The sequence below is a fragment of the Streptomyces globisporus C-1027 genome, assembly GCF_000261345.2.
Classification (GTDB): domain Bacteria; phylum Actinomycetota; class Actinomycetes; order Streptomycetales; family Streptomycetaceae; genus Streptomyces; species Streptomyces pakalii.
The window spans coordinates 6841634-6862395 of record NZ_CP013738.1 but is presented as its reverse complement, the minus strand read 5'-3'; the positions used below and the strand labels follow the sequence as shown (position 1 = coordinate 6862395).

General features: G+C 72.9%; 18 protein-coding genes. 9 read left to right on the top strand and 9 right to left on the bottom strand.

The window, feature by feature from the left end; translation table 11 throughout:
* Window positions 1-304: 304 nt before the first annotated feature.
* Both WQO_RS30280 and WQO_RS30275 read right to left on the bottom strand, forming a co-directional pair.
* Entirely contained in the window at window positions 305-811 is a 507-nt protein-coding gene (locus WQO_RS30280; RefSeq protein WP_010058149.1) for a MarR family winged helix-turn-helix transcriptional regulator, read from the bottom strand.
* Complete coding sequence (locus tag WQO_RS30275) at window positions 808-2631, bottom strand: FUSC family protein (RefSeq protein WP_058954152.1); 1824 nt, start codon at window positions 2629-2631, stop codon at window positions 808-810. The genes WQO_RS30280 and WQO_RS30275 overlap by 4 nt, the downstream gene beginning before the upstream one ends.
* Before the next feature lie 134 nt (window positions 2632-2765).
* Here WQO_RS30275 and WQO_RS30270 point away from each other — a divergent pair, with 134 nt between their 5' ends.
* The 4 genes from WQO_RS30270 (at window position 2766) to WQO_RS30255 (ending at window position 5975) form a co-directional block, all read left to right on the top strand.
* On the top strand, window positions 2766-3197 hold the full coding sequence (locus WQO_RS30270) for a hypothetical protein (protein ID WP_010058153.1): 432 nt from the start codon (window positions 2766-2768) through the stop codon (window positions 3195-3197).
* 127 nt (window positions 3198-3324) lie between these two features.
* Window positions 3325-3975, top strand: coding sequence for a DUF3105 domain-containing protein (locus WQO_RS30265; protein WP_010058155.1), 651 nt, complete (start codon window positions 3325-3327; stop codon window positions 3973-3975).
* The gene (locus WQO_RS30260) at window positions 3972-4625 is read left to right on the top strand and encodes a DUF305 domain-containing protein (protein ID WP_010058156.1); all 654 of its coding nucleotides are present in this window, start codon (window positions 3972-3974) and stop codon (window positions 4623-4625) included. The genes WQO_RS30265 and WQO_RS30260 overlap by 4 nt, the downstream gene beginning before the upstream one ends.
* A 102-nt stretch (window positions 4626-4727) precedes the next feature.
* Window positions 4728-5975, top strand: a complete 1248-nt coding sequence (locus WQO_RS30255; RefSeq protein ID WP_010058158.1) for an ROK family protein — start codon at window positions 4728-4730, stop codon at window positions 5973-5975.
* Between the two features lie 169 nt (window positions 5976-6144).
* On the opposite strand, the gene xylA is transcribed toward WQO_RS30255, so the two are convergent.
* Window positions 6145-7311 carry a xylose isomerase gene (gene xylA, locus WQO_RS30250; protein ID WP_010058160.1) on the bottom strand — a complete coding sequence of 389 codons (1167 nt, stop codon included), beginning with the start codon at window positions 7309-7311 and terminating at the stop codon, window positions 6145-6147.
* A 241-nt stretch (window positions 7312-7552) separates the two neighbouring features.
* On the opposite strand from xylA, the gene xylB reads away from it, so the two are divergent.
* A complete protein-coding gene (gene xylB, locus WQO_RS30245; protein WP_010058161.1) occupies window positions 7553-9034 on the top strand; it encodes a xylulokinase in 1482 nt (493 codons plus the stop codon).
* A 45-nt stretch (window positions 9035-9079) separates the two neighbouring features.
* Here the strand turns inward: xylB and WQO_RS30240 are convergent, their stop codons facing one another.
* Window positions 9080-9691 carry a hypothetical protein gene (locus WQO_RS30240; protein WP_107115848.1) on the bottom strand — a complete coding sequence of 204 codons (612 nt, stop codon included), beginning with the start codon at window positions 9689-9691 and terminating at the stop codon, window positions 9080-9082.
* Window positions 9692-9803: 112 nt separating this feature from the next.
* Here WQO_RS30240 and WQO_RS30235 point away from each other — a divergent pair, with 112 nt between their 5' ends.
* The 3 genes from WQO_RS30235 (at window position 9804) to WQO_RS30225 (ending at window position 12523) form a co-directional block, all read left to right on the top strand.
* Window positions 9804-11084, top strand: a complete 1281-nt coding sequence (locus WQO_RS30235; RefSeq protein ID WP_032747897.1) for a VWA domain-containing protein — start codon at window positions 9804-9806, stop codon at window positions 11082-11084.
* On the top strand, window positions 11084-11950 hold the full coding sequence (locus WQO_RS30230) for a hypothetical protein (RefSeq protein ID WP_010058164.1): 867 nt from the start codon (window positions 11084-11086) through the stop codon (window positions 11948-11950). Before WQO_RS30235 ends, WQO_RS30230 begins: the two co-directional genes overlap by 1 nt.
* A gap of 123 nt (window positions 11951-12073) precedes the next feature.
* Window positions 12074-12523 carry a hypothetical protein gene (locus WQO_RS30225; RefSeq protein WP_010058165.1) on the top strand — a complete coding sequence of 150 codons (450 nt, stop codon included), beginning with the start codon at window positions 12074-12076 and terminating at the stop codon, window positions 12521-12523.
* Here the strand turns inward: WQO_RS30225 and WQO_RS30220 are convergent.
* A complete protein-coding gene (locus WQO_RS30220; RefSeq protein ID WP_010058166.1) occupies window positions 12499-13224 on the bottom strand; it encodes a GNAT family N-acetyltransferase in 726 nt (241 codons plus the stop codon). The genes WQO_RS30225 and WQO_RS30220 overlap by 25 nt on opposite strands.
* 220 nt (window positions 13225-13444) lie before the next feature.
* Between WQO_RS30220 and WQO_RS30215 the strand changes: the two genes are divergently transcribed.
* Complete coding sequence (locus WQO_RS30215; RefSeq protein ID WP_010058167.1) at window positions 13445-14812, top strand: cytochrome P450; 1368 nt, start codon at window positions 13445-13447, stop codon at window positions 14810-14812.
* Window positions 14813-14913: 101 nt separating this feature from the next.
* On the opposite strand, the gene WQO_RS30210 is transcribed toward WQO_RS30215, so the two are convergent.
* Genes WQO_RS30210 through WQO_RS30195 form a run of 4 tightly spaced genes read right to left on the bottom strand, consistent with a single transcriptional unit; the run spans window position 14914 to window position 20675 of the window.
* Window positions 14914-15888: an ABC transporter substrate-binding protein gene (locus WQO_RS30210; protein WP_010058168.1), complete on the bottom strand. Its 975-nt coding sequence runs from the start codon at window positions 15886-15888 to the stop codon at window positions 14914-14916.
* Window position 15889: 1 nt separating this feature from the next.
* Complete coding sequence (locus WQO_RS30205; RefSeq protein ID WP_010058170.1) at window positions 15890-17875, bottom strand: ABC transporter permease; 1986 nt, start codon at window positions 17873-17875, stop codon at window positions 15890-15892.
* Window positions 17875-19059, bottom strand: coding sequence for a quaternary amine ABC transporter ATP-binding protein (locus tag WQO_RS30200; protein WP_010058171.1), 1185 nt, complete (start codon window positions 19057-19059; stop codon window positions 17875-17877). Before WQO_RS30200 ends, WQO_RS30205 begins: the two co-directional genes overlap by 1 nt.
* Entirely contained in the window at window positions 19056-20675 is a 1620-nt protein-coding gene (locus WQO_RS30195; protein WP_010058172.1) for a GMC family oxidoreductase, read from the bottom strand. The genes WQO_RS30200 and WQO_RS30195 overlap by 4 nt, the downstream gene beginning before the upstream one ends.
* Between the last annotated feature and the right edge of the window lie 87 nt (window positions 20676-20762).

Sequence of the window (20762 nt, the reverse complement as noted above, 5' to 3'; positions counted from 1 at the left end):
CGAGAGGAATACACTCACCAGTTTTTACACTGAGCGCTGTGGAACGTGTGCGGGGAGTAGCGGCGGCTGGAAATAGCTCTTCTCCGGCCCGTTGGCGCATGCGGAAGAGGCACCTTCGCCGCCGAACAAGCCGTTTACGGGGTGAAAAGACCCATCACCCACTCCTGCCACCGCACAGAATCAGTCAGAGGCACAGGTGACCGAACCGGATCGAAAGGAACAGATTCCCGGCCGGCAGAGGGGTGATGGGAAAAATGGGCACGCTGACGCGTATGCGGACCCCCACCGCCGAGGGGGCACCGGGTCAGCGGCGGGCGCCCCCGAGACGCCCTTCCAGCTGGACGAGCAACTCACTCAGCCGAGAGGCGAGTTCATCGCGACCGGGCTGGTCGAGACCGGCCAGCACCGAGCGCTCGTAGGCCAGTTGCTCGGGCAGCAGCCGGTCGACCAGGGCCCGCCCCTCGTCGGTGAGACGGACATGGGCCACCCGCCGGTCGCGGTCGTCACCCCGGCGCTCGACCAGGGCACGGTCCTGGAGGGCGCGCAGCCGCTTGGTGACGGCGGCCCCGGAGGAGAAGGTCTCGCGGGCCAGCTCGCCGGGGGTCAGCTCCCGGTCCGTCCGGCGTACGGCGCCGAGGAGGTCGAATTCGGCGCGGGTCAGCCCGGCGGAGCGCAGTGGGGCGTCCTCCGCCTGCTGGAGCAGGGCGGCGCAGCGGTTGATCCGGCCGATGATCTCCATCGGCCCGGTGTCGAGGTCGGGGTTGACGGTCTGCCACTGCCGGACCACCGAGGCAACGATGTCGTCGGTCACTCCGCTCCGATCGAAGGGGCGTGGGCCGTGGGCCCGCGCCGTGGTGCTGTCGCGGCGAGCGTACGGTGTCCGGCCCGCTCGGCCGCGAGAAGACGCTGCTCGGGCAGGGCGCGCTGCCACCATTCGCCCGCGGCGGTGTCACCCGCCTCGCGCAGTTCGACGAGGCTCGCGGTGAGCCGTCGGCGGGCCCGGTCCCGCTCGGTGGGCGCGGCCGCGGGGTCGGCGACGGTCCGTTCCGCGGCGGCGCGGGCCCGGTCGGTGGCGTCGAGTGCCTGCTCGACCCGGCCCGCCGCCCGCCGGTTGGTGACGAGCGTGGCCGCCAGGAAGCCGGCCGCCGCGCCGAGGACGGTGTCCAGGACCCGGTCGCCGATCAGCTCCCCGGCCGGGTGGGCGCCGCCGAACTCCAGGACCAGCAGGGCCATCGGGGTCACCGCGACGGAGCCCAGCCAGTAGTTGCGGGTGATGAGGGCCTCGGCGGTGAAGCCGAAGAAGAGGCAGCAGCAGACGAGGGCGAGCGGGCTGATCCGCGACACCGGCAGCACGGCGGCGAAGACGAGCACGCCCAGGAGGTTGCCGAGGGTGCGCTGGAGGGTGCGGTTCCACGACAGGGTGAGGTTGGCCTGGTAGAGGGAGGCGGCGGTGACGATCGCCCAGTAGGGGCGGCCGACGCCGAGCGCGGCGCAGAGGTACCCGGCGAGCGCGCAGCCGATCAGGGTGCGGACGGCGACCGGCAGCAGCGGGGATCCGGGGCCGAGGCGGCGCAGCAGGGCGCGGCGGGCCGCGCGGCGGCCTTCGCGGGCCCGCAGGACGGCGCGTTCGGCGTCGATCCCGTACAGCTCGTCGGCGGTTGTCGGGGCCGGGGGCGGTGTGGGCACGGGCCCCCGGCCCCGGGTCAGAGCGGCCCAGGCGCGCAGCTGTTCCGGATCCGCCGCCCCAGCCCCGGGGCCCGGCGCCACGAAGGCCGCTTCGGCGTGCACCACCAGGCGCTCCAGCGACCGGCGTACGGGGGTGGGGCGCCCGGAGGCGAGCAGACACTGCCAGGCGGCGTGCACGGCGGCGGCCGCGGCGCTGCGATGACGCGAGCCGAGGTCGACGGCGCTGTGGTGACGCGGGCCCGGGCCTTCGGCGTTCCGGTTTCGCGAGCCCGGGTCTTCGGCGTTCCGGTTTCGCGAGCCCGGGTCGGCGGCGCAGACCGCCGCGGCCTCAAGGGCGCGGGCGACGGCCCGGCGTTCGGGCCCTTCGCGGCGGACCAGGGCGGGCGCGAGGGCGACCAGCCAGGCGAACGCGCCCGCGCCGAGGGTCAGGGCGAGGTGGCCGGGGATCTGGCCGAGGCGTTGCGGGGCGAAGAGGGCGGCCGAGCTGACGAAGGTGAAGATCACATGGCCGGGCGGTCCGATCCGGGTGGCGTCGCACAGCACCTTCTGTACGGCGGCGAGCAGCGCCCCGACCGCGATGAGTACGGCGGTCGAGCCGGTGAGCGACGCGGTGACGAGGGAGGCGGCGAGCCCGGCGGCCATGCCGAGCACCACGCCCGCGACGGCCCGCGCCCGCCGGGCGTACGGCAGGCCGTGGCCGTACAGCGCGCACAGCGACCCGGCCATGGTGGAGACGACCAGGTCCAGCCGGCCGATGGCGAGGAGCGTCAGATGGGGTACGGCGGAGGCGACGACCACGCTGAGGGCGGGCTTGAACCAGGTGTCCGAGGGCCGGGAGAGCCGGAGGGCCGAGGCCGAGGCCGACGGGAGAACGCGGACGGCCGGCGGGAGCTTCGGGAGCTTGCGGGCGGAGGGCCGCCCGGGGCGGACAGGTGTATCACTCACCCATATAAGTTAACAGGTATTACACCCGTAAACGATGTGACCTCTGTTCGAGTGGCGGCGACTCGGGCACACTGTCCCGCGGACAGCGCGACCATATTCTTTGAATCTTCATGCACCCACTACGATGACGGGCGATGACCAGGGTGAGCACGCGGACCGACCGGCAGCGGTACCGCTCCCGCGCGCCCTATGCCCTGGGCTGGGTCTTCTTTCTGCTCTCCATGCTCTTCTGCTGCTCGGCCGTCACGTCGTCCGCCGCCGTGCCGGTCGCGGCGGGCCAGGCCGAAGCGGCCGCCGTCCGCGCGTTCACCCCGACCCCCGACGCGGCCGTCGAACCGGTCGTGCTGGCGTCGCCGTCGGACCGCGGTCTCGGGGCGTCGTGTCACGGGGGCTCGACGCACACGGTGGCCGTGGTGCTTCCGGTGCCGCCCGCCCCCACTGCCGTTCCCTCGCCCGTGGCCCTGGCCCCGGCCGCCCCGCTCATGGGGGCCGCGGCCATCAGGGGTCCCGCGCACGACGGTGCGCCTTCCGTCGATCAGCTGCGCCTCCAGGTCCAACGGATCTAGAGGCCGGGTCCGCTCCCCCGCCGCGCCCCGGCGCCGGTTCACCGGGAGCGGCTTCTCGTATGCACCGCATCCCCTACCCCCTCATGCACAGACCTCTTGTGCATCGGTTGAACGACGAGGACTTCTCATGGCTTCCGCCAAGAACCAGAACAACCCGGCAGCAGCGCGTCGCGCCAAGCTGGAGGAGGCGCGCCGCAAGGAGCGCGCCCGTGAGCGCCGGGTCCGCATGATCACCATCGGGGCTTCGGTGGCCGTCGTCGCCGCGCTGGTCGCCGGAGGCGGCTACCTGATGCTGCAGGCCAACGAGAAGGAGAAGAAGGACGAGCAGGCCAAGACCTCGCCCGTCACCGGTGAGCGCAGCTGGGACAAGCTGACGCAGGAGCACGTGGCGAACAAGGTCGACTACCCGATGAACCCGCCCGTCGGGGGTGACCACAACCAGGTCTGGATGAACTGCAACGCGGACGTCTACACCCAGGAGATACCGAAGGAGAACGCCGTGCACTCGCTGGAGCACGGCGCGGTCTGGGTGACGTACAACGACAAGGCCTCGGACGCGGACATCGAGGCGCTGACCAAGAAGGTCAAGGCGACCCCGTACTCCCTGATGAGCCCGGTCAAGGACCAGAAGGACCCGCTGATGCTCAGCGCCTGGGGCAAGCAGGTCACGGTCAAGGACGCCTCGGACGACCGGGTCGACCAGTTCTTCACCAAGTACGTGCAGGGCCCGCAGACCCCCGAGCCGGGGGCCGCCTGCACCGGCGGGCTGGACAAGTGACCGCCCTCGCGCCCGCCCGCTCCACCCGCCGGCTGGTCCTCGCGGGAGCCTCGGTGCTCCTCGTCGCGCTGGGACTGGTGGCGCTGATGGTCGTCCGCCCCTCCGCGGCCTCCCCGTCCGGGGCGTCCTCGCAGTCCGCCCCGGCGGAGGACTCCGTGGACGCGGGCTTCGCCCGGGACATGGCGATCCACCACCAGCAGGCGGTCGAGATGTCGTTCATCGTGCGGGACCGCACCGGCGACGAGGACGTGCGGCGGCTCGCGTACGACATCATCAACACCCAGGCCAATCAGCGCGGCATGATGCTGGGCTGGCTGGAGATGTGGGGGCTGCCGAAGAGCGCGGCCGGACCGCCGATGAAGTGGATGGGACACACCTTCACACCGACCGGCGACGGTTCGCTGATGCCGGGCATGGCGACCGACGCGGAACTGGCGGCGCTCGCGGCCGCGAAGGACGAGAAGGCCGAGATCCTGTTCCTGCGGCTGATGACCGTGCACCATCGCGCTGGCGCCGACATGGCGCAGGCCGCCGCCGGTGCGGCGAAGACGGACGCCATCCGGAATCTGGCGGAGGGCATGGTCCGGGGCCAGCAGTCGGAGATCGGGCTGATGGCGGACATGCTGAAGGACCGGGGCGCCAAGCCCTGACCGGCAAGACACCCGGTGGAGGGCGGTTCCGGCCGGAGGGCCGGGGCCGCCCTTCTCGTACCGCCCTCCCGGAGCCCCGCATCACATAGGCTCGGCGACGATATGAAGAGCATCCTCACTCCGCTGGGGCCCAAGGCCGACAAGGACACCGTGCGACGGCACAATCTGAGCCTGGTACTGCGTGCCGTGCGGGACGAGGGCGAGCGCGGCGACGCCACGCGCGCCGGAGTGGCCGCCCGGGTCGGGCTGACCCGGGCCGCGGTGTCCTCGCTCGTCGAGCAGCTGATGGACAGCGGGTTCCTCACCGAGTCGGGCAAGACGTTCAGCGGCCAGGCCGGCCGCCCCGGCACCGCGCTCAAGGTGGCCCGCACCGGTCCCGCCGGGCTCGGCGTGGAGATCAACATCGATTACGTCTCGGTGTGCGTCGTGGATCTGGCGGGCACCGGCCGGGTACGGCAGACCGAACACCTCGACAACCGGGGCGCGCCCGCCGAGGAGGCGCTGGCACGGGCGGCCCGGCTCGCGGCGCGGACCCTGGAGTCGGCGTACGAGCAGGAGTTGCGTCCGGTGGGCGCGGCGCTGGCGCTGCCGGGTCTCGTCTCCGGCGGGTCGGTGCGGCAGGCCCCCAACCTCGGCTGGAACGAGGTCCCGGCGCAGGAACTGTTCGCCGACGCGCTGGCCGCCCTGCGCCCCGGCCGTCCGGCGCTGCCGGTCGCCTCGGAGAACGAGGCCAATCTCGCGGCCCTGGCCGAGCTGTGGTTCGGCGGGCTCGGGGACGTCCGCAGCTTCCTCTATCTGACCGGGGAGATCGGGGTCGGCGGGGCGCTCGTCCTGAACGGCGAACTGCTGCGCGGGGCGCACGGTTTCGCCGGGGAGATCGGCCATGTGGTGGTGGATCCGGCGGGTCCGGAGTGCCGGTGCGGGTCGCGGGGGTGCCTGGAGCAGTACGCCGGACAGGCGGCGCTGCTGCGGGCGGCCGGGATCGCGGAGACCGGCGGCGCCTCCGGAGTGCTGGAGCTGGAGCGGCGCGCGGCGGCGGAGGACCCGCGTGCGGTGGCCGCGATCGGTGAGGCGGGCCGGATGCTGGGCCGGGTGCTGTCGGGGGCGGTGAATCTGGTCGACCCCGACGCGGTGGTGCTCGGCGGCATCTACCGGGGCCTGATGCCGTGGCTGGCGCCGCCCGCCGACGAGGAGCTGACGGGGCGGGTGGTGTCGGGTCTCTGGTCGCCCGGCAGCGGCCGGCTGCGGGCGTCGTCGGTGGCGGGGGACGCGGCGCGGGGCGCGGCGGCGCTCGTGGTGCAGGACGTGCTGGACGATCCGGTGGCGTACGCGGAGCCGGCGGGCGGGTGAGCGAGCGGGGCCGGGGCCGGGAACGCCCCGGCCCCGGCCCCCACTCAGCCGGTCCGTCAGCGGCCCCGGCCCACCCGGTGGGTCCCCGGGTACGTCAGCGGCCCCGGCCCAGCCGGAGTGGCATCACGTACGTCAGCCGCCCCGGCCCAGCCGCTAGGTCCCCCGTACGTCAGCGGACGGCGAGCAGGTGGTCCATGGCGAGCTGGTCCAGCGCCTCGAACGCCATCCCGCGTTCCGCCGCCGCGTCCACGTCGAACTCCTCGTACGCCGTGCGGTCGGCGAGCAGCTCGGCCAGGCCGTCCCCCGCGGTCGGGCGCGCCAGTTCGTCCAAGCGGGAGGCCCGCAGCGCGGCCCGCACCTCGGGGTCGGAGCGGAAGGCGGCGGCCCGCTCCTTGAGGATGAGGTAGTTGCGCATACAGCCCGCGGCCGAGGCCCAGACGCCGTCGTAGTCCTCGGTGCGCGGGGGCTTGAAGTCGAAGTGGCGCGGGCCTTCGTAGCCGCTCTCCAGCAGGTCGACGAGCCAGAACGCCTGGCGCAGGTCGCCGGCGCCGAAGCGCAGGTCCTGGTCGTACTTGATGCCGGACTGGCCGTTGAGGTCGATGTGGAACAGCTTGTCCGCCCACATGGCCTGGGCGATGCCGTGCGGGAAGTTGAGCCCGGCCATCTGCTCGTGCCCGGTCTCCGGGTTGACGCCGACCAGTTCGGGGCGCTCCAGGCGCTCGATGAAGGCCAGGGCGTGGCCGATGGTGGGCAGCAGGATGTCGCCGCGCGGCTCGTTGGGCTTGGGCTCGACGGCGAAGCGGAGGTCGTAGCCCTGCTCGGTGACGTACTCGCCGAGCAGGTCGAAGGCCTCCTTCATCCGGTGCAGGGCGAGGCGGACGTCCTTCGCCCCGCCGGACTCGGCGCCCTCGCGGCCGCCCCATGCCACGAACGTCTTCGCGCCCAGCTCGACGGCGAGGTCGATGTTGCGCAGGGTCTTGCGGAGCGCGTAACGGCGTACGTCGCGGTCGTTGGCGGTGAACCCGCCGTCCTTGAAGACGGGGTGCGTGAAGAGGTTCGTCGTCACCATGGGCACAACGAGTCCGCTGCTGTCGACCGCCTGCCGGAAGCGCTTGACGATCGTCTCGCGCTCGGTCTCCGGCGCGCCGAAGGGGATCAGGTCGTCGTCGTGGAAGGTCACGCCCCAGGCGCCCAGCTCCGCGAGCCGCTGCACGGACTCGACGGGGTCGATGGCCGCGCGGGTCGCGTCGCCGAAGGGGTCCCGGCCCTGCCAGCCCACGGTCCACAGGCCGAAACTGAACTTGTCCTCGGGGGTGGGGGTGAAGCGTTCCGTCATCGTCGTCCGACCGCCTTCGCCTGCTGTCGGGACGCCCGGCGGCGAGCCCGGCACCCCTATTTGTTCAGTGTCATGACTAATCAAGCACACCGCGCCCCCGGCACGGAACCCCCTTGCCGCGAGGAACGTCCGCACCCCCCTGTGCAGCGGCTCACGCATCCCGTAATTTGTTCGTGCCGCAGCCGAATGATCGGCACGTGAATGCCAGGTACCCAGCACGCGCAGCGCGAAAGAGGCCCCCATGCCGTCACCCGCCGTCGTCATCGGCGTGGACAGTTCGACCCAGTCCACCAAGGCAGCCTTCATCGATGCCGGAACCGGCGAGCAGCTCGCCGTGGGGCGCGCCGCGCATGTGGTCACCGGCGAGGCGGGGGCCCGGGAGAGCGATCCGGAGATCTGGTGGCGGGCGCTGTGCGAGGCGGTGGCCGCCGGGCTGAAGGAGTCCGGCCTCCCCGCCCGCGCGGTCACCGGGATCGCGGTGGCCGGGCAGCAGCACGGGCTCGTCGTGCTGGACCGGACGGGCCGGCCGCTGCGTCCCGCGCTGCTGTGGAACGACACCCGCTCCGCGCCGCAGGCCGCCGCGCTCACCGAGGCGCTCGGCGGACCGGAAGCCTGGACGGCGCGGACCGGGTCCGTGCCGGTGGCGTCCATCACCGCCTCCAAGTGGCAGTGGCTGCGGGAGAACGACCCGGCGAGCGCGGCGGACGCGGCGGGCGTCCGGCTCCCCCACGACTTCCTGACCGAGCGCCTCGCGGGTGTCGCCGCCACCGACCCCGGGGACGCCTCGGGCAGCGGCTGGTACTCCACCGCGACCGGCGCGTACGACCCCGAACTGCTTGACCTCCTCGGTCTCGACGCGGCCCTGCTCCCGGAGGTGGCGCCCACCGGGGCGGCCCGGATCGGCTCGCTCACCGAAGCGGCGGCCCAGGCGCTCGGCCTCCCCACGGGCATCGCGGTGGCGGCCGGCACCGGCGACAACATGAGTGCCGCCGTGGGCCTCGGTCTCGGCGGCGCGGGGCTGCTGGACCACCCGGCCCTGAGCCTCGGCACCTCCGGCACGGTGTTCGCGGCCTCCCGCACCCGCCCCGCGTCCGCCGCGCTCAACGGGTTCGCCGCCGCCGACGGTACGTACCTCCCGCTGGCCTGCACCCTCAACTGCACGCTCGCCGTGGACAAGGTGGCGTCCCTGCTGGGCCTTGACCGCGAGGACGCGGCGCCCGGCGGCGAAGCGGTGCTGCTCCCGTACCTGGACGGCGAACGGACCCCCGACCTGCCCACCGCCTCCGGCCTGCTGACCGGACTCCGCCACGACACGACCCGGCAGCAACTGCTGGGCGCCGCCTACGAGGGCGCGGCCGTCACCGTGCTGCGCGCCACGGACGAACTCCTGTCGGCCTGCGGCCTCGACCCTGCCGCCCCCGAGGTCGCCGCCCGCCCGCTGCGCCTGATCGGCGGCGGGGCGCAGGGCCGGATGTGGGTGGAGACGGTACGCCGCCTCTCCGGCCGCCCGCTGTTCATCCCGGGCATCGGAGAACTGGTCGCCCTCGGCGCGGCGGCACTGGCCGCCTCGGCCGCGGGCGGCGGCGACCCGGTGGCGCTGGCGACGGCCTGGCAGCAGTCCGGGACGGACCGTCAGCTGCCGCCGGTGGAACGGGACACGGAGACCTGGGAGCGGGTCACCTCGGTCCTGGAGCGGGCGTCGGAGCCGTTGCTCGGCGGCTGAAGCACCGGCCGGAGCCGGGGTTCGGCCCGCTATGAAGCCAGGGCATCACGGCAGGCCGACCAGACCCCAGCCGCGTCCGGCGGCGGTCATCGTCACGGCACCCCATTCCCGTACCAACGCGGTGAAGCCTTCGAAGGTCTCCGGGCGGCCCGCCCAGCCTTCGCACTCGGCGGCGAACGGCTCCCTCAGTTCCTCCAGGCGCGGTTCCACCCGTTCCCAGGCCCGTGCCTTGCCCGGCAGCACCTCCGGAGGGCAGGCCAGCAGGACGCGCCGATGCCACGGGTCGACGGCAGACGGGAAGAATCCCCCGCCACCGGCGAAGGCCGGCACCGCGTCCCGGACCAGACCGTCGAGGAAGGTGTCCATCGGCTCACGCACGGAAGCATCGACGAGCGACCGCATGTCAGCCCATGCGGAGCCCGCGCGGACATGCGGCGCATGGGCGCCGTTGGTGGTGAAGAAGCTGTACCCGGCACACCACGCCGGCTCCAGGCCCGGAGGCCAGAGCCAGCCGTCGGCCCGCCCGCGCCCGGGGCCGCAAGACTCCCGGGGGCCCCATAGCCAGGCCATGTCATCCAGCAGACCGATCCGGTCATCGACGGGGACGGCGCCCAACCGCTCCCAGTCCGCCATGAACAACGTGAGATCCATCCCCATGGCCGCAGCCTAGGCAGGATTCCGTACGCCGCGAACCATGCCGCCGAACGCCCCCCTCGGACCCCGAAGCCCCCGGTTGGGAATACGAACTGATTTTCCATAAGATCCGGCGATGATCACTAGAAAACGGCTGACGGCCGGGGTGGGCATAACGCTCGCCACCCTGGCCGCCGGGCTCGGCACCGCCATCCCCGCCGCCGCCGACGAAGCCCCCGCCGCCCCCTCCCCCAAGGTCGAGCTGGTGCTCGACGTCAGCGGTTCCATGCGCACCCGGGACATCGACGGGCAGTCCCGGATGGCCGCCGCCAAGCAGGCGTTCAACGACGTGCTGGACGCGGTGCCCGAGCAGGTTCAGCTCGGGATCCGGACGCTCGGTGCGGACTATCCGGGCGAGGACCGCAAGGTCGGGTGCAAGGACACCCGGCAGCTCTACCCGGTCGGGCCGCTCGACCGTACGGAGGCCAAGACCGCGGTCGCCACCCTCGCCCCCACCGGGTTCACCCCGATCGGTCCCGCCCTGCTCGGCGCTGCCGACGACCTGGAGGGCGGAGACGGTTCGCGGCGGATCGTCCTCATCACGGACGGGGAGGACACCTGCGGGCCGCTCGACCCGTGCGAGGTGGCGCGGGAGATCGCGGCCCGGGGCACCCATCTGGTCGTGGACACCCTGGGTCTGGTGCCCAACGCCAAGATCCGCCAGCAGCTGACCTGCATCGCGGAGGCCACCGGCGGCACGTACACCGCCGTCCAGCACAAGGAAGAACTCTCCGGCCGCGTCAAGCAGTTGGTGGACCGGGCGGCCGAGCCCGTCGTCACTCCCGTGGCGACCGAGGGGGCCAAGAGCTGTTCCGGTGCGCCCGAGCTGAAGCCGGGTCTCTTCACCGACCGCTCGGAGATCGGCCAGCACCGCTGGTACCGCGTCGATGTGCTGCCCGGTCAGGAGCTCCGCGCCTCGGCGAGCGTCGCGGCCGACCGTGCCGTGGACAACGACTACGGGGTCCTGCTGCGCGCGGTGACCACGCACGGGCGCGAGATCGTCCGGGGTTCCGAGGCCGGGACCGGTCGTACGGACGTGATCTCGTCCGGACTGCGCTATCCGAAGCCCGAGGCGGCGGACGGTGACGACGGCGACGACGAGCCCGCCGCCGAGACCGTCTGCCTCCAGCTCGCGCACTCCTTCTCCGCGCCCGCTTCGGTGAAGCGGTCTCCCGGCCTGCCGGTCGAGCTGACCGTGGATCTGGTGGACGGCCCTGACAACGCATCGGACGTGGCGGCCTTCGGGCTCGGCCGCGGCTGGTGGCTGCTCGGCGTGCTCGTCCTGACCGGACTGGTCGCGGGCCTGCTGACCGGCTGGCTCTCGCGCTGGCGTGTCGCCGTCTGGAGGACGAACTGATGACCAAGCCTCTTTGCCGCACCCGCGGCATACGGCTCGCGCTCACCGGGGCGCTGCTCACCGGGCTGACCCTGCTCACCACGGCCTGCCCGGCACTCGCGGACGACCCGTCGGCGAGCGCGAGCCCCGCCGGAGACGAGGCCGGACCCACCGAGGCCGGCACCACATTCCGTACGGCGACCGCCCTCGAACAGGGCCAGTCCGGCACCGCCCAGGCCTCGGTCGGCGACTACCTGTACTGGGTGTTCCCGGCCGACGCAGGGCAGCGGCCCATCGTCGAGGCCACCGTCAAGCTGCCCGAGAGCGCCGCCCGGCGCGGTACGTCCACCTGGCAGGTCGACGTGTACGACGGGCTGCGCCGCCGCCAGGCCTGCATGTACGGGCACCAGACCCGTAAGGCCGCGGCCGACGCGGCCACCGTCGAGCTGTCCTGCGTCCTGCGGCCCGTGCGGGCCTGGTCCGAGCCCTGGGCGAACGACCCGCTGCCCGGCAGCTACTACATCCGCCTCACGGTGGTGGACCTGCCCGCCGCCGACCTGGGGCTGCCGGTCGATGTGGAAGTGAAGACGGGCGTCAAGGAGTTGGGCGGGGGCCACGACGGGGGCGGCGCTCTCGCCGAGCCGCTCGTGCCGGGCGTCTCCGTCGCCTCGGCGGGCGAGACGGGTGACGAAGGCGATGGGGCCGCTTCGGGCGCGCCTCGGACCCTCGCCACCGGTGAGCCCGAGGACGGCTGGGCCTCGGGCTGGTGGACCGACCGCTGGCTGTGGACCGTGGGCGGTGGCGTACTCGCCGCGCTGGCAGCCGTGTTCGGCTACTCGCTGACGCGGGGACGGGGCCGCCCGGGCCACGCACCGCCCGGCGTCTGACAGGCGGGACGGCCCCGCACCTGCGTGGCGGCGCTGGCGACTCTCCCCCGGTCTCGGCGATCCTGGCTCCCGGCAAGGGCGGGATCGTCGAGGCCGGGGAACGCCCCGGTAGACAGGAACGGGATGAACGGAACGACGACGTACGTACGGTTCCAGAGCACCGAGCGCAGCCCCCGGGGCCATTTCCCGGGCATCTTCGCCCTGGCCAACGGGCTGGCGCGGGAAGGACGTCTCAGCGACGAGCAGCACCGCTTCTGGCGGGCGGGGAACGACTGGTACGACGCCGCGTACACCGATCCCTCGCGAGTCGACCCGTCGGTGTACGACCCTGACGTGAACCCCGGGGCCGTCGCCTGGTTCAAGGGGACGGCGACCCATCTGCTGGACCGGATCCCGGGCTATCTCGCGTTGTTGGCCGCCCACGGGGTGCCGTGTGAGCGGCTGGAGTCGGCGGATCCCGGCAAGGTCGTGTACGAGGACGACGTCCAGATCGTCGTGGTGCCCCGGCAGGCGGGAGCGGCGGTGCGCGCGGACGGCTCCGGATCTGCTCAGGCCGGCCGTACGCTCAGCTGACGCCCCACTTCCCGGTAGCCCAGCGCCCGCGCGACCCGGCGGGACGCGGGCGGCCGGGCCCGCCACTGCGGCAGCAGGCCGGCGGCGAGGGCGTGCGCGGTCGCCGCGTGCGCCGCCTGCCGGGCGAGGCCCCGGCCCCGCGCGTCCGGTGCGGTCAGCACGCAGAGGTGCGCGGTGTCGCGCGGCCAGTGCTCGTACCCGGCGGCGGCGAGCACCTCCGTGCCCCGGCGGACGACGAACACCGGTGAGGTGACGTCCGCCAGCCCGCTCTCGCCCGCGTCCGACGGGCCCGCCTCCGCCAACAGCGCCCGTAGCGCGGCATGGCCGGGAGACAGGCGCGTGGTCGGGGCTGCTGTTCGTCCGGCCGGACGGAGGGCTTCCGGGGCGAGGTAGCCCAGGGCCGCCGGGCCGAGCGTGTCGGCCACCGGCAGAAGTCGGGCGACGGTGGCGGGGTCGGTGAGCGCGGCGGTCGTCAGGCCGGTCAGCGCGGAACGTACGGATTCCGCGGCGCGGCCGGTCGGTGCGGTGATCAGCGCGGCGTCCCCGACGGCCACCACTCCCACCCAGGACGGCGGCGCGACGGCCGAGTCCGGGGAGACAAGGACTTCCGGGCGGCCGGGGGTTCCGAAGGCGGCGCCCGGTGCGGCCGCCAGCTCCTGCCACAGCGCACGGGCGCGGGAGACGAGCGGATCCATCGGCATGGCGGGATTCTCGCACGGGGTCGAAACTCCGCCCGCAATCCCTGTTCGCATCCGTGGGCGGCTGGGGCCACCCTCGACAACTCGCTCACCCCGTAAGGCGTCTGGCGGATTTCGGCCACGCCCTGCCGACGTCCTGGTGGAGTGCCGCCCCCATCCTGTTCGATGGGGTTCGAACGGTCGCGCGTCGGCAGTGGCGCGCCCCAGGGAACGGAGTTCCTCGATGTCCACGCAGACCGGTCCGGCGCTCGACACCCAGCCTCGCGGCCACGCGTTCACGCCGGGGCCCAAGGGGCTGCCGCTGGTGGGGAACCTGCCGCAGTTCGGGAAGAACCCGCTGGCCTTCTTCGAACTCCTGCGTGGGCACGGGGACATGGTGCGCTGGCGGTTCGGCCGCAACCGGTGCGTCTTCCTCTCCGACCCCGACTGCATAGGCGAGTTGCTCACCGAGACCGAGCACACCTTCGACCAGCCGAAGCTCGGTATCGCCTTCCGTACGGTGCTGGGCAACGGGATGCTCGTGGCGCGGGGCCGGGACTGGCGGCGCAAACGCTCGCTGGTGCAGCCCTCGGTGCGGCCCAAGCAGGTCAGGTCGTACGCGGCCACGATGGCGGACTCGGCGGTGGAGCTGGCGGACCGCTGGTCGGACGGCCAACGGATCGACGTCAAGCAGGAGATGGCCGCGCTGACGCAGAAGATCGCCGTGCGCACGATCTTCGGCGTCGACACCCCGGCGGACTCCGAGGCGATGGGCCGGGCGATGGATGTCGCCCAGATGGAGATCGGCAAGGAGTTCGCCGGGATCGGCGCGCTGCTCCCCGACTGGGTGCCGACACCGGGCCGGGTGCGCATCAGGAAGGCCGCCGCCGTCATCGACGCAGAGGTGGGCCGGGTCGTCGCCCGGCACCGGGACGGCGAGGAGGAACGCCCCGACCTGCTCAGCCGGTTGCTCACCGCGGTCGACGAGAGCGGGACGCACCTCACGGACGACGAGATCCGCGACGAGACGGTCACCCTGTACATCGGCGGTCACGAGACGACGAGTACGACGCTGGTGTGGGCGTGGTATCTGCTCGGCCGCAACCCCCGGGTGCGCGACGCGCTCGCCGAGGAGCTGGACCGGGTGCTCGGCGAGCGGGAGCCCGGCTTCGACGACTACGCCCGGCTGACGTACACCCAGGCCGTGGTGAAGGAGACCCTGCGGCTGTACCCGGCGGTCTGGCTGATCACCGGTGTCGCGAAGGAAGGGGCGGTGATCGGGGGCCTGCCGATCGAGGAGGGCACCCGGGTGTGGGCCAGCCAGTGGTCCGCACAGCGCGACGCGCGGTGGTTCCCGGAGCCGGAGGAGTTCCGGCCCGAGCGCTGGGACGCGGAGGGCGGCGACGAGATCGCGGAGTACGCGTGGTTCCCGTTCGGCGGTGGCCCCCGGGTCTGCATCGGTACGCGCTTCGCGATGGTGGAGGCCGTCCTCCTGCTGGCCGTGCTGGCCCGCCGCTTCACCCTGGACGTCGACCAGAGCGAGGTCACGCCGGTGACGGGCCTGACGCTCCAGCCGGACCGGGACGTCACGGCGACGGTCCGGGCGCGGTGACGGGACGGCGCCCGGTCCCTGGGGAAGGGGGCCGGGCGCCGGGCGCACATCAGTCGACCCGGTGCCCGGCCCCCTTCAGGGGGGCCGGGCACCGGAGCGTGTCAGCCCTTGGGCAGCCACTTCTTCCAGACGTCCGGGTGGCGCTCGATCCAGCGCTTCGCCGCCTCCTGGGGAGTGAGCTTCTGCGAGGCGATCATCTCGGACACCTCGTTCTGGTCCTTCTCCGACCAGTGGAACTTCTTCAGGAACGCGGACGCGTCACCGCCGCGCTCGGCGAAGTCCGCGTTGAGGAACTTCTGCAGCGGCGTCGTCGGGTACGCGCAGTCGATGTCCTTCGGGTCCTTGGCGGCGCACTCGTCCGTGTACTCGGGGAGCTTCACCTCGACCATCGGCACCTCGTTGAACAGCCACTGCGGCTGGTACCAGTAGCTGAGGAAGGGCTTCTTCTCCTTGGCGAACTGCTGGATCTGGGTGATCTGGGCCGCCTCGGAGCCGGCGAAGACCACCTTGTAGTCCAGGTCCAGGTTCTTCACCAGGGCCACGTCGTTGGTGACGTAGGACGGCGAACCGTCCATCAGCTGGCCCTTGCCGCCGCTCTCGGCGGTCTTCAGCTCGTCGGCGTACTTGTTGAGGTTCTTCCAGTCGGTGACGTCGGGGTTCTTGTCGGCCCAGTACTTCGGGACGTACCAGCCGATGTGGCCGGTGACGCCGAGGTCGCCGCCCCGGACGATGGTCTTCTTCTCGTCGATGTACAGCTTCTCCTGGTCCGGGTGGCCCCAGTCCTCCAGAATCGCGTCGACGCGGCCCTGGCTGAGGGCGTCCCAGGCGAGGACCTCGTCGGTCTGGACGAGGTCGACGCGGTAGCCGAGCTCCTCCTTGAGGAGTTGTTCGGCGACGGCGACGTTCGCCTGGGCGCCGACCCAGGACTGGACGGAGAGCGTCACCGTCTTGACCCCGGCGGGAGCGGCGAACGGGGAGGCCTGCTTGGTCATGTCGGCGGCGCCGCAGCCCGCCGTGGCGAGCAGGGCGGCGGCCGACGACAGCGCCGTGATCAGGCGCGTACGGGAGCGGTTCATCTCAGCTCTCCTGTCGCTGGCGGCGGGTGGTGGGCTGGGTGACCCGGTCGAGCATCAGGCCCAGGCAGACGATCGCCGCTCCGGCGACGAGTCCGGTGGCCAGGTCGCCCTGGGCGAGGCCGAGGACGACCTCGTAACCGAGGGCGCCGGAGCCGACGAGTCCGCCGATGATGACGACGGCGAGGACCAGCACGACCGCCTGGTTGACGGCGAGCAGCAGGGAGGGCCTGGCCAACGGGATCTGGACCTGGCGCAGTTGCTGGCCCGGGGTCGCCCCGAGCGAACGCGCGCACTCCATCGCCGCCGGGTCGACGCCCCGCAGCCCCTGGGTGGTGATGCGGATGACGGCGGGCAGCGCGTAGACGACCGCGGCAGCGGCGGCGGGGGCGCGGCCGACGCCGAACAGGGCGACGACGGGGATCAGGTAGACGAACTGCGGCATGGTCTGGAAGACGTCCAGGACCGGGCGCAGCAGCCGCTCCAGGCGTTCGCTGCGGGCCGCGCCGACGGCGACGCCGAAGCCGATGACCAGGGTGACCGCGACGGCGGCGAGCACCTGGCTGAGGGTGTCCATCGAGGGCTCCCACACACCGAGTACGCCGATCGCGGCCATGGCGAGGACGGCGGTGGCGGCGGTGCGCCAGGTGCCGATGGTCCAGGCGAGGGCGGCGACGATCAGCAGCACCGACCACCAGGGCAGACCGGTGAGGCCGCTGCGCAGGGGGTTGAGGACGCCGCTGGTGAAGTGGGAGGCGAGGTCGGCGGTGCCGCCGACGACGGGGACCCCGGTGTAGAGGTGGTCGACCATCCAGTCCTTGGCGGTGTTGACAGGGCCGGCGATGGCCACGGTCAGCTCGTCGGGCCAGACCTGGCCGTCGGTGGCCCGTCCGACGACGGCGACGGCCGCGGTGACCGCGGCGGCCAGGGACCAGCCGCGCCAGCCGCGCAGCAGGGCCGGGCCGGTGGGCTCGGTGCCGATACGGCGTCCCGCCGCCTCCGTCGTACGGTCCAGCACGACGGCCAGCAGCACGATCGGGATGCCCGCGGCGAGGGCGGCGCCGACGTCCACGGAGGACAGCGCCTGGTAGACGCGGTCGCCGAGGCCGCCCGCGCCGATCACGGAGGCGATGACGGCCATGGAGAGCGCCATCATGATGGTCTGGTTGAGGCCGAGGAGCAGTTCCTTGCGGGCCAGCGGGAGCCGGGCGCTCAGCAGCCGCTGGCGTCCGGTCGCGCCGAGCGAGGTGACGGCCTCCATGACGCCGCCGTCCGCGCCGCGCAGGCCGAGCGCCGTGAGCCGGGCCATCGGCGGAGCCGCGTACACGACGGTGGCGAGGACGGCACCGGGCACGCCGATGCCGAACACCAGCACCACCGGCAGCAGATAGGCGAAGGCGGGCAGCACCTGCATGGTGTCGAGCACCGGGCGCAGAATGCGGAACACCCGGTCGGACAGACCGGCGGCGAGGCCCAGGAGCAGCCCCAGCACCACGGAGGCGAGGACGGCGACGACCATCAGCGCGAGCGTCTGCATGGTCGGCACCCACATGCCGAGCAGCCCGCAGAGCAGGAACGACACGCCCGCGGTGAGGGCGAGCCGGATCCCGGCGACGCGCCAGGCGACGGCGGCGGCGAACACGGTGACGCCGGCCCAGCCGAGGGCCAGGAGGACCAGATAGACGCCGCGTACGGAGAGGACGACGGCGTTGCTGATGTGGCCGAAGAAGTAGAGGAACAGCGGGTGGCTGTCGCGGTTGGAGACGATCCAGTCCGTGATCTCGCCGAGCGGGGCGGAGAGGTCGGCGGTCAGCGCCCCGGGCCAGATCCCGCCGCCCCAGCGGCCGTGCACGACGGGCACGACGACGGCGGCGACGAGCACGAGCAGCAGGAGCTTCGCGGCGGCGGGGCGGTCGCGGAGGGCGGCCAGCGGCCCCCGGCGCGCGCCCGCGGCGGCGGGGCGGGCCGAGGTGGCCTGTGCGGTGGCCATCAGAAAGTCACCTCGCGGGAGCCGTCCGGTGCGTCGGGGGCGTCGGTGGCCCCGGACACGGAGGCGGTCGGCGCGGGCGTGGCCGCCGCGCCGGGTCCGGACGTTCCGGCGACGACGTCGAGCAGGCAGGCGTGGTCGACGACACCGACGAGGCGGCCGCCGTCCATCACCCGGGCGACGGGGTCGCCGGAACGGGAGACCGCTTCGATGGCCTCGGAGACGGTGGCTTCGGGGCGTACGGCCGGGCCGCGCTCGCTCTCCCCGGCGAGCGCGGGCCGCATGGCGGTGGCGACGGTGAGGACCTGCTCGCGCGGGACGTCGCGGACGAACTCGCGGACGTAGTCGTCGGCGGGCGAGCCCACGATCTCCTCGGGGGTGCCGAGCTGGACGATGCCGCCGTCCCGCATGAGCGCGATCCGGGTGCCCAGGCGCAGGGCCTCGCTGAGGTCGTGGGTGATGAAGACCATGGTGCGGCCCTCCTCGCGGTGCAGCCGGACCACCTCGTCCTGCATCTCGCGGCGGATCAGCGGGTCCAGCGCGCTGAACGGCTCGTCGAAGAGGAGGACGGACGGGTCGACGGCGAGCGCGCGGGCGAGCCCGACGCGCTGCTGCTGGCCGCCGGAGAGCTGCGAGGGGCGACGGTCCTCCAGCCCTTCGAGACCGACCTTCGCCACCAACTCGGCTGCCTTGGAGCGGCGTTCGGCCTTGCTCAGGCCCTGGATCTCCAGGCCGTAGGCGACGTTGTCCAACACCGTCCGGTGCGGCAGGAGTCCGAAGTGCTGGAAGACCATCGCGGCGCGGTGGCGGCGCAGTTCACGCAGCCGGGAGCGGTCCATCGCGAGGACGTCCTCGCCGTCGATGGCGAGGGTGCCGCTGGTCGGCTCGATCAGCCGGGTCAGACAGCGTACGAGGGTCGACTTGCCGGAGCCCGACAGGCCCATGACGACGAACACCTCGCCCTTGCGGACGTCGAAGGAGACGTCGCGGACGGCGGCGGTGCAGCCGGTGGCCTCGCGGAGTTCGGCGGGCGGGAGCGATGCGTGCTCGCTGCCGGGGATCCGGTCGGCCTTGGGGCCGAAGACCTTCCAGAGGTTGCGCACGGAGAACACCGGGTTCTCACCGGTTCCGGTGGCTCCTGTGTTCCCGGCGGGCCCGGTGGCCTTGAGGGTCTCGGTTCCGGTCATCGGGCATCGCCTCCGGTGCTGGTGCTGGTTCCCGCGGCCGGCGCGGTACCGCGCGCCTGGTCGGCGAGGAGTTCGGCGCACTTCTCGCCGACCATGAGGACCCCGATCATCGGGTTGACGGCGGGCATCGTCGGGAAGACGGACGCGTCGGCGATCCGGATGCCTTCCAGGCCCCGGATGCGCAACTGCGGGTCCACGACGGCCTCGTGGTCGTCGGTGGCGCCCATCCGGCAGGTGCCCGCCGGGTGGTAGACGGTGTGGGCGACCTTGCGGGCGTACTCGCTGATGTCCTCGTCCGAGGTGACCTCGGGGCCGGGGCAGACCTCGCGCTTCAGCCAGTGGGCCAGCGGCTCGGTGCGGGCGATCTCCCGGGCGAGCTTGATGCCGTCGACCAGGGTGCGGCCGTCGTAGTCGTCCTCGTCGGTGAAGTAGCGGAAGTCCAGGGCCGGCTTGACCTCGGGGTCGGCGCTCGTGAGGTAGAGGCGGCCCCGGCTGCGCGGCTTGGGGATGTTCGGGGTCATCGACACGCCGTGCTCGGGCTTCTCGTAGCCGAGCCGCTCCGGGTTGTCGGTGAAGGGGATCTGGTAGAAGTGGAACATCAGGTCCGGGCCCCGGGATCCGCGGTCGCGGCGGACGAAGAGACCCGCGTCGGAGTCCATCGCGGAGTTCTCCGGGATGGGCCCGTCGGTCTCCCAGACGATGACGGACTCGGGGTGGTCGAGCAGGTTCTCGCCGACGCCCGGGAGGTCGTGGCGGACGTCGATGCCCAGGGCGGACAGGTCCTCGCGGGGGCCGATCCCGGAGTGCATCAGCAGCCGGGGCGTGTCGACCGCGCCCGCGCAGACGATGACCTCACGGGCGGCGCGCAGCAGGATCTCCTCGCCGTCCTTCGTGCGGACGTGGACGCCGGTGGCGCGGGTGCCGTCGAACTCCAGCCGGTACGCCCATGTCTCCAGCAGGATGCGGAGGTTCGGGCGGTCGCCGGCCTCGATGTGCGGGTGGAGGTAGGCCACCGACGCGGAGGAGCGCTTGTTGTTCTCGGGGTGGTAGGCGAGGTCGAAGAAGCCGACGCCCTCGTGGAACGGCTTGCTGTTGAAGCTGTCCACGCGCGGGACCCCCGCCGCCTCCTGGGCGGCGTCGACGAAGTCGCGGGCGATGGCGTTGCGGTCCTTCTCGTCCACCGGGACGATGTTGTTGCGCAGCTTGGCGAAGTACGGGTCCATCGCGGCCGCGCCCCAGCCCTCGGCGCCCGCCTCGGCCCACTCGTCCCAGTCGCCGGGCAGCGGCTTGAAGCTGATCAGCGTGTTGTGCGAGGAGCAGCCGCCGAGGACGCGGGCGCGGCTGTGCCGGATGTGGCTGTTGCCGCGCGGCTGTTCGGTGGTCGGGTAGTCGTAGTCGAGGTCGCCGCCGAGGAGGCCGAGCCAGCGGCGCAGGGTCAGCACGTCGTCGCGGTCGATGTCGGTGGGGCCGCCCTCGATGACCGTGACGGTCACGTCCGGGTCCTCGGTGAGCCGGGAGGCGATGACCGATCCGGCGGTGCCGCCGCCGACGATCACGTAGTCGGCCACGGGTCCTTCGGGGTCGGGGACGGCGGTGCTGCGGGGGGTGGAAGGCATCGGTCACTGCTCCTTCTGCAAGGTTCGTGCGTGTGCGTGGTGCTGCGAACAGCCGGGCGTGGCCGGGCGGTTGCGGCTCGGCCCCCG

Coding starts and splice junctions, on each gene's coding strand:
- WQO_RS30270 (WP_010058153.1), top strand. CDS start 2,766: ATGACCAGGGTGAGCACGCGGACCGACCGGCAGCGGTACCGCTCCCGC.
- WQO_RS30265 (WP_010058155.1), top strand. CDS start 3,325: ATGGCTTCCGCCAAGAACCAGAACAACCCGGCAGCAGCGCGTCGCGCC.
- WQO_RS30255 (WP_010058158.1), top strand. CDS start 4,728: ATGAAGAGCATCCTCACTCCGCTGGGGCCCAAGGCCGACAAGGACACC.
- xylA (WP_010058160.1), bottom strand. CDS start 7,311: ATGACGGAACGCTTCACCCCCACCCCCGAGGACAAGTTCAGTTTCGGC.
- xylB (WP_010058161.1), top strand. CDS start 7,553: ATGCCGTCACCCGCCGTCGTCATCGGCGTGGACAGTTCGACCCAGTCC.
- WQO_RS30240 (WP_107115848.1), bottom strand. CDS start 9,691: ATGGGGATGGATCTCACGTTGTTCATGGCGGACTGGGAGCGGTTGGGC.
- WQO_RS30235 (WP_032747897.1), top strand. CDS start 9,804: ATGATCACTAGAAAACGGCTGACGGCCGGGGTGGGCATAACGCTCGCC.
- WQO_RS30230 (WP_010058164.1), top strand. CDS start 11,084: ATGACCAAGCCTCTTTGCCGCACCCGCGGCATACGGCTCGCGCTCACC.
- WQO_RS30225 (WP_010058165.1), top strand. CDS start 12,074: ATGAACGGAACGACGACGTACGTACGGTTCCAGAGCACCGAGCGCAGC.
- WQO_RS30220 (WP_010058166.1), bottom strand. CDS start 13,224: ATGCCGATGGATCCGCTCGTCTCCCGCGCCCGTGCGCTGTGGCAGGAG.
- WQO_RS30215 (WP_010058167.1), top strand. CDS start 13,445: ATGTCCACGCAGACCGGTCCGGCGCTCGACACCCAGCCTCGCGGCCAC.
- WQO_RS30210 (WP_010058168.1), bottom strand. CDS start 15,888: ATGAACCGCTCCCGTACGCGCCTGATCACGGCGCTGTCGTCGGCCGCC.
- WQO_RS30205 (WP_010058170.1), bottom strand. CDS start 17,875: ATGGCCACCGCACAGGCCACCTCGGCCCGCCCCGCCGCCGCGGGCGCG.
- WQO_RS30200 (WP_010058171.1), bottom strand. CDS start 19,059: ATGACCGGAACCGAGACCCTCAAGGCCACCGGGCCCGCCGGGAACACA.
- WQO_RS30195 (WP_010058172.1), bottom strand. CDS start 20,675: ATGCCTTCCACCCCCCGCAGCACCGCCGTCCCCGACCCCGAAGGACCC.